Below are 1,528 nucleotides of genomic sequence, written 5' to 3'. Positions count from 1 at the left end.
TAGACCCCATGATCGCGGTGTGAGCCTGACTGGGCTGGCGGCCTCTCCCGCGGCATTCTCCGTTCGAGGGTTGCGCCCGGTTGGCGGGCGCCGAGCCTCAAGAATGGGGGAGAGACCACATGCAGGATAGCACGTTCATCGGATTGGATGTCCATAAGGCGACGATCTCAGTCGCGGTTGCGCAGGGAGAACGCGGCGGCGAGGTTCGCCATCTGGGGACGGTCGCACATCGGCCTGATCATGTGCGCAAGCTGGTCGACAAACTCGCGGCTGGCCGGACGAGTCTGCACTTTTGCTATGAAGCGGGCCCCTGCGGCTATGGCCTCCATCGACAGCTTGTCGATATGGGGCACGACTGCATTGTGGTCGCCCCCTCGTTGATACCGATCAAGGCCGGTGATCGGGTCAAGACCGACCGCCGTGATGCGGTGATGCTGGCGAAGCTGCACCGGGCCGGTGAACTGACGGCAGTTTGGGTGCCCGACGAAGCGCACGAGGCGATGCGCGACCTGGTGCGGGCCCGAGCGACGGCCCTGCGGGTGGCAGGCAAGGCGCGCCAGCACCTTCAGGGGTTCCTGTTGCGCCATGGACGGATCTATCCCGGGAAGAAAGGCTGGACGGGAGCCTATCGGCGCTGGCTTGCGATGGTGCGCTTTTCGCATCCGGCGCAGCAGATCGTCCTTCAAGACTATATCGACGCCGTTTCGGACGCCGAAGCGCGGGTGGAGCGGCTGACCGGACAGATCGCGGACCTGCTGCCTGCCTGGAGCCTCGCGCCGGTTGTTGAGGCGATCCAGGCGATGCGCGGCGTCGGCTTCATTGTCGCGGTCACCGTGGTGGCCGAGGTCGGGGACTTTCAGCGCTTCGACAATCCGCGGCAACTCATGGCCTACCTCGGTCTGACGCCATCCGAGCATTCCAGCGGTGCCAGTGTCCGGCGCGGCGGGATCACCAAGGCTGGCAGCGGCTTGGCGCGGAGGGCACTGGTCGAGGGCGCCTGGAGCTATCGCATGCAGGCGCGTGTCAGCCCGAAACTCCTTGCCCGATTGGAGGCGCTGCCGAAGGTGGCCCGCGATATCGCATGGAAGGGGCAACTCCGGATGTGCCAGCGCTACCGTCACATGGTCGCCACCGGGAAGGCGAAGGTCGTGGTCATCACGGCAATCGCGCGCGAGATGGTGGGCTTCATCTGGGCCATCGCCAAAGCTGTGACAGCCCCACTGGCAGGAGGGACCACAGTGTCGGCCTGAGGAAATAACCTTTCCCTGACGAGCCCGATGCGCAGGGTTGGGGGCGGAACACGGTGGGGAACCCTCGTCCCTGTTATGGGCCGACACTGTCGACGCCCGATCCTTAGAGCGAGGCAGCCCCAGGACGAAACCACGGTCATGCGGTAACCAACCCGCGCATGAGAGCTTGCTCAACCGTCGTCTCAGTTCCGTCTCCTACCCTGCGCATCTACACCACGCATCGCCCGGCCTCGCCGGAATATTTGCCGTGAAACAAGGGGTTGACAGCGATCATGAGA

The 1,528-nt window shown here is 64.7% G+C and carries 1 protein-coding gene; it reads left to right on the top strand.

Annotated features, from left to right (window positions below; all coding sequences use genetic code 11):
• The first annotated feature begins 119 nt into the window (after nt 1-119).
• Nucleotides 120-1,250 (top strand): IS110 family RNA-guided transposase, encoded by a 1,131-nt coding sequence (locus IQ782_RS29570; protein WP_194138234.1) that lies wholly within the window; start codon nt 120-122, stop codon nt 1,248-1,250.
• Nucleotides 1,251-1,528 lie beyond the last annotated feature (278 nt).

The sequence above is a fragment of the Salipiger mangrovisoli genome (assembly GCF_015223355.1).
Lineage (GTDB): Bacteria > Pseudomonadota > Alphaproteobacteria > Rhodobacterales > Rhodobacteraceae > Salipiger > Salipiger mangrovisoli.
This window is presented reverse-complemented; position numbering and strand designations above follow the sequence as displayed.

Excerpts from the sequence above, each read along its gene's own strand:
- IQ782_RS29570 (WP_194138234.1), top strand. The coding sequence starts at position 120 with ATGCAGGATAGCACGTTCATCGGATTGGATGTCCATAAGGCGACGATC.